The 5,460-nt window shown below is 65.5% G+C and carries 5 protein-coding genes and 1 pseudogene; 4 read left to right on the top strand and 2 right to left on the bottom strand.

Annotation, left to right across the window (positions count from 1 at the left end; genetic code table 11):
- Positions 1–134: 134 nt before the first annotated feature.
- Both ACK4S2_RS15495 and ACK4S2_RS15500 read left to right on the top strand, forming a co-directional pair.
- Positions 135–362, top strand: a complete 228-nt coding sequence (locus ACK4S2_RS15495) for a thioredoxin family protein (protein WP_409626414.1) — start codon at positions 135–137, stop codon at positions 360–362.
- Positions 362–772: an OsmC family protein gene (locus tag ACK4S2_RS15500; protein WP_409626417.1), complete on the top strand. Its 411-nt coding sequence runs from the start codon at positions 362–364 to the stop codon at positions 770–772. The genes ACK4S2_RS15495 and ACK4S2_RS15500 overlap by 1 nt, the downstream gene beginning before the upstream one ends.
- 37 nt (positions 773–809) lie before the next feature.
- Here the strand turns inward: ACK4S2_RS15500 and arsB are convergent.
- Positions 810–1,822: pseudogene (gene arsB, locus ACK4S2_RS15505) on the bottom strand (ACR3 family arsenite efflux transporter).
- A 443-nt stretch (positions 1,823–2,265) separates the two neighbouring features.
- Here arsB and ACK4S2_RS15510 point away from each other — a divergent pair.
- A complete protein-coding gene (locus ACK4S2_RS15510) occupies positions 2,266–2,565 on the top strand; it encodes a hypothetical protein (protein ID WP_409626420.1) in 300 nt (99 codons plus the stop codon).
- A 79-nt stretch (positions 2,566–2,644) separates the two neighbouring features.
- Positions 2,645–3,850: an IS5 family transposase gene (locus tag ACK4S2_RS15515; protein ID WP_409626426.1), complete on the top strand. Its 1,206-nt coding sequence runs from the start codon at positions 2,645–2,647 to the stop codon at positions 3,848–3,850.
- 200 nt (positions 3,851–4,050) lie between these two features.
- On the opposite strand, the gene ACK4S2_RS15520 is transcribed toward ACK4S2_RS15515, so the two are convergent.
- Positions 4,051–5,301: an IS256 family transposase gene (locus tag ACK4S2_RS15520; protein WP_409626423.1), complete on the bottom strand. Its 1,251-nt coding sequence runs from the start codon at positions 5,299–5,301 to the stop codon at positions 4,051–4,053.
- Positions 5,302–5,460: the final 159 nt, after the last annotated feature.

Genomic DNA, 5,460 nt, shown 5'->3' on the forward strand with positions numbered 1-5,460 from the left:
GATCCGCGTCGCACTGATGAACCGCTTCTCGGCTCTCGGAACGGCCGAGATCGTACGTGTCGCCTGACGATGGCGGGGAAAGGGGCATCATGCCTCAAGCGTGAGTTCTGCAACAACGCCGAAAGGACCATTCCATGCTCATCAAGATTCTCGGCTCGGGTTGCAGGAAATGCGTCGCCTTGGGCGAAAACGCCAAGGCCGCGGCGGCGGCAGCCGGGACGGACGCCGAGATCGTCAAGGTGACCGGCCTTGCCGAAATCGCGGCCTATGGCGTGATGTCCACGCCGGGCCGGGTGGTGGACGAAAGGGTCGTCTCGACCGGCAAGGTGCTGACGGCGGCCGAAATCGGGAGGCTGTTGTGATGGAGTATCGCGTTCACGCCCGCCGCGTCGATGCGCATGGCAGCCTGGCCGTGGCGAAAGAGGCGCAAGTTGCGCTGGACACCGATCTGGCCGGGCGGCGCGATGCGATGAACCCGGTGGAACTGCTGCTGTCCGCGCTGGCCGCCTGCATGTTGAAGGGGATCGAGCGGGTGGTGCCGATGCTGCGTTTCCAGCTCGACGGGGCCGAGGTGCGGCTGGAGGCGGTGCGGCAGGACGCGCCGCCGAAGCTGACGCTGATCCGCTACGAGATCGCGGTGGACAGTGCCGAGCCGGACCACCGGCTGGACCTGCTGCACCGCAACGTGCTGAAATACGGCACGATCTCGAACACCCTGTCGGCGGCGGTGCCGCTGGAAGGGCATCTGCGCCGTGCCTCGGGTCGCGGCTGACAGGCGCGGGCGCTGCACGGCAGCCCGGGGCGACGGGTCATGCCGGGAACCTGTCGCGCGTGCGGTTGGCAAAGGCGACGAGCGACAGCATCACCGGCACCTCGACCAGCACGCCCACGACCGTGGCCAGCGCCGCGCCCGAGTTCAGCCCGAACAGCCCGATGGCCACGGCCACCGCCAGTTCGACGAAGTTCGACGTGCCGATCAGGCGCAGGGGGCCGCGACCTTGTGCGGCAGCCGCCAGGCAAAGGCCCAGGCGTAACCCAGCGCGAAGATGCCGTAGGATTGCAGGAGGATCGGCACCGCGATCAGGCCGATCAGCAGCGGTTGGGCAATGATGACCGGCCCCTGGAAACCGAACAGCAGCACCACCGTCACCAGCAGGCCAAGCACCGACCCCGGCTTGATCCTTGCGGTGAAATCCTCGACCGACCGGCCCCGCGCGATCAGGGCGCGCCGCGTCAGCCCGCCGGCGATCAGCGGGATGACGATGTAGAGCACCACCGACAGGATCAGCGTTTCCCAGGGCACGGCGATGTCGGTGACCCCCAGCAGAAAGGCCACGATGGGCGCAAAGGCCACGACCATGATGAGGTCGTTCACGCTGACCTGCACCAGGGTATAATTCGGGTCGCCCTTCGTCAGCTGCGACCAGACAAAGACCATCGCCGTGCAGGGGGCCGCCCCCAGAAGAATCAGCCCGGCGATGTATTCCGGTGCCCGGGCCGGGTCGATCCAGCCTGCGAAGACGTGGTCGAAGAACAGGACCGCCAGCGCCGCCATCGTGAAGGGTTTGACCAGCCAGTTGACGACCAGCGTGACGACCAGCCCCTTCGGGCGCCGCCCGACATCCTTGAGCGAGGCGAAGTCGATGGCGATCATCATCGGATAGACCATCGCCCAGATCAGCACGGCCACGACCAGGTTGACCGAGGCATATTCCAGCCCGGCCAGCACCGCGAAAACGCCCGGCACAAGGTTGCCCAGGACCAGCCCCGCAAGGATGCAGAGCGCGACCCAGAGAGTCAGCCAGCGTTCGAACAAGCTCATGCGGTGTCCTTTCGATCGGCAAGGGGTTCGTTTCGCGGCAGGTGCGGTTTTGGCATCTGCCTTGGGCCCGGACAAGCGATAGAGCCTTGGATGCCCGGGAACAACCCGCCGCGCGGCGGCGCGGGGGCGGTTCTGCCGGCGTCCTGCCAGCGGCGCGGTGCGCCCGGTTGCGCCGTCAGGGTGCCCCCCGCCCATGCCCGGGCCGACGCCCGCAGGGCCACCCGGCGCCCGGCCGGCCAGGGCCGCCGCGGCCGATGCGGATTTGCGCTTTGTCGAAGGCCGACATGGCGTTGCCATTTGTTGACTGTTTTACTGAGGGGTCGCGGGGTCGGGGCTTGCGCGCATGACCCGGTCTTTCTCACGCCACCGCGCGTGCCTTTGCCGGGCCTGTCTGCGGGCCGGACGGCACAGGCGACGCGGGGCCGCCTGCCTTGAGCTTGCCGATGGGTATCCTGAACTGCCTTGCCGTTGCCGTGCTGGTCGGCGGGCCGGCGCCGGCCGACCCGATCTCGTTCGTGGACCACGAGGGCCGCGACGTGCGGTTGCCGGCGCCGGCCGAACGCGTGGCGTCGGGTCCGATGGCCTCGACGCTGATTGCCCTCGACGGCGCGACCGACCGCCTTGTCGGCATGAACCCGAGCGCCAGATCCGCGATTGTCGAGGGGCTCCTCGGCCGGATTTTTCCCGAGGCGCGCGACATCCCGTCGGACATCACGGCACCGAACTTGATCCCGAATGTTTAGCAGGCTGCTGAAGAAGTCAGCCCTCGACCCGGAGTTAGGAACATGATTCACCCTTTGCACGACAACGGTGGGGGTGATGATGCGCGGGACGGACGAGGCGAGCGGGTCGCTGTTCAGCTATGTCGATCTTGAAGAGCGCATCCCCGCCCGGCATCCGCTGCGCAAGATCCGGCAGGTGGTCAACGAGGCGCTGGCCAGTCTCGATGCCGAGTTCGAGGCGCTCTACACCGATTTCGGCCGCCCCTCGATCGCGCCGGAACGGTTGATCCGGGCGAGCCTGATCCAGATCCTGTTTTCGGTCCGCTCGGAGCGGCAGTTGATGGAGCAGATGCAGTATAACCTGATGTTCCGCTGGTTCGTGGGCCTCGGCATCGACGATCCCGTCTGGGTGCCGACGGTGTTCACCAAGAACCGGGACCGGCTGCTGACCACCGACATGTCGCGCAAGGTCATGGCGGCGATCCTGGCGCATCGCGAGGTCGCGCCGCTGTTGTCGGACAACCACTTCTCGGTCGATGGCACGCTGGTCAAGGCCTGGGCTTCGATGAAGAGCTTCCAGCCGAAGGCTGATGATACGCCTCCCGACGACGATCCGGGCAACCCGCCCGGACCCGAGACCACCACCGAGGATCAACCCCAGACGACCGATACCGACCCGATGTCCCGTCCAACCCGCCAGAGCCGCAATGCGGAAGTCGACTTCCGGGGCGAGAAGCGTTCCAACGCCACCCATGCCTCGACGACCGACCCGGAGGCGCGCCTCTACAAGAAGTCGCCGGGCACTGGTGCCATGCTCTGCTTCATCGGCCATGCGCTGATGGAGAACCGCTCCGGCCTGATCGTGCAGGGCGACCTGACCGAGGCGGATGGTCATGCCGAACGGCGCGCCGCGCTTGACATGATCCACCGACACTCTCCCGGTTCGACCCGCCAGCTGACGTTGGGCGCCGACAAGGGCTTCGACGCGGCCGGGTTCGTCGCCGACCTGCGGCAGGCCGGTGTCACCCCGCATGTCGCGCAGAAATCGCGCCATTCAGCGATCGACGCCAGAACCACACGGCACGAGGGATACGCCCTGTCGATCAAGCACCGCAAGCGGATCGACTTGCGTCGGGCCAACGATCCCCCGGATCGTTGGCTGATCCTCCTCACCTTCGGCTGGGCCAAGACCGTCGGCGGAATGGCCCAGACCGTCTATCGCGGCGTCGAGAAGGTGCGGTCCCGCTTCATCCTGACGATGGCCGCCAACAACCTCGCCCGACTGCCCCGGCTGCTGGCCGCATGACGACGAGGGGTGGCATCGGGCACCCATACCTCGCCTCGACCAGCACGACGCTCACCGCTGCCGCCCAAACAGAGGGAAAACTGTTCCGCCTCGTGGACTTCTTCAGCAGCCTGTTAGTGCTCTCTGGCGATGCCCCGCAAGAGACAAGAATCCGCACCGGATCGTTCATGAGCTATGACCGAAAGTTGGTGACGGTCTGATCAGGCGGCTTTGCTTTCGTGCTTGATCCCGTCGCGGAACTCAATCCCTTCGATGATTTCGGGCAGGCGATTTTGACCATCGAGCTTGCGCCACTTCTTCTTGGCTGACAGCATCAACTGGTGTGTCATCGCCAGTGCCGTCTGGCGGCTCAGGCAGCCCTTGGTCTTGGTTGTTCGGTGGCGGACGGTCGCGAAGGTGCTTTCGATCGGGTTCGTCGTTCTGATGTGCTTCCAGTGCTCGGCTGGAAAATCATAGAACGCCAGCAAATCGGCGCGGTCTTTGGTCAGGCATTTGACCGCCCGGTCGTATTTCACGCCGTAGGCTTCGACGAAGAAATCGAAGGCGGCGTCGGCGTCGGCTTTGGTTTCCGCCATCCAGATGTCTTTCAGATGCGCCTTGGCCTTCGGCTGGACCGACTTGGGCATGGCGTTCAGCACGTTGGCGGTCTTGTGGACCCAGCAGCGCTGAACGCCGGTCTTGCCGTAAACCTCATGCAGCGCCGCCCAGAACCCCATGGCCCCATCGCCCACGGCCAGCTTTGGCGCGGCCTCCAGCCCCCGGCGCTTCATGTCCAAGAGCAGCTCGCGCCAGCTTTGGGTGCTCTCGCGAAAGCCGTCGATCAGGCCCAGAACGTCCTTGTTGCCCCATTCATCGGCACCAATAATCACCAGCATACATTGGCGATCCTCGTCCATCCGGGGCGTGAAGTAGACGCCGTCCGCCCAGAAGTAGACATAGCGCCGCGCTGACAGATCGCGCTTGGACCAGCGTTCATAGTCGTCCCACCAGTCGGCCTTCAGCCGGGTGATGGTGCTGGCCGACAATCCGGGCGCGTCTGGTCCCAAGAGCGCGGCCAGGGCTTCAGAGAAATCGCCGGTCGAAATGCCTTTCAGGTAAAGCCAGGGCAGCAGTTCCTCGATCGACTTGGACCGTCGGAGATACGGCGGCAGGATCGTCGAGGTGAACCGCAGCCGCCCGCCCTCCGGTGCCCGATCCCGCACCCGCGGCACCTTTACCGGCACCGCGCCAATCCCGGTCTGAATATCCCGCTCGGGCAGATGACCATGACGGACGAGACGGCGGCGGCCAGCCCCATCGGTCTGATCGGCATGGGCAGTCAGAAACACATTCAACTCGGCCTCGACAGCCTGTGCGATCAACTCCCGCGCCCCTTGGCGCAGCAGATCCGTCAGCGGGTCGGGTGAAAATCCTTCTGGCGCGCGAAACGCGACAACCGTATCCTTCGTCATGTGGCATATCCCTTTCTCTGCGAGAACTGCGGCGCGTCAACAGGCGTTGTTGCAGAACTCACGCTTGAGGCATGATGCCCCTTTCCCCGCCATCGTCAGGCGACACGTACGATCTCGGCCGTTCCGAGAGCCGAGAAGCGGTTCATCAGTGCGACGCGG

The sequence above is a fragment of the Gemmobacter sp. genome (genome assembly GCF_046292685.1).
Classification (GTDB): Bacteria; Pseudomonadota; Alphaproteobacteria; order Rhodobacterales; family Rhodobacteraceae; genus Wagnerdoeblera.

Coding starts and splice junctions, on each gene's coding strand:
- ACK4S2_RS15510 (WP_409626420.1), top strand. CDS start 2,266: ATGGGTATCCTGAACTGCCTTGCCGTTGCCGTGCTGGTCGGCGGGCCG.
- ACK4S2_RS15500 (WP_409626417.1), top strand. CDS start 362: ATGGAGTATCGCGTTCACGCCCGCCGCGTCGATGCGCATGGCAGCCTG.
- ACK4S2_RS15520 (WP_409626423.1), bottom strand. CDS start 5,301: ATGACGAAGGATACGGTTGTCGCGTTTCGCGCGCCAGAAGGATTTTCA.
- ACK4S2_RS15495 (WP_409626414.1), top strand. CDS start 135: ATGCTCATCAAGATTCTCGGCTCGGGTTGCAGGAAATGCGTCGCCTTG.
- ACK4S2_RS15515 (WP_409626426.1), top strand. CDS start 2,645: ATGCGCGGGACGGACGAGGCGAGCGGGTCGCTGTTCAGCTATGTCGAT.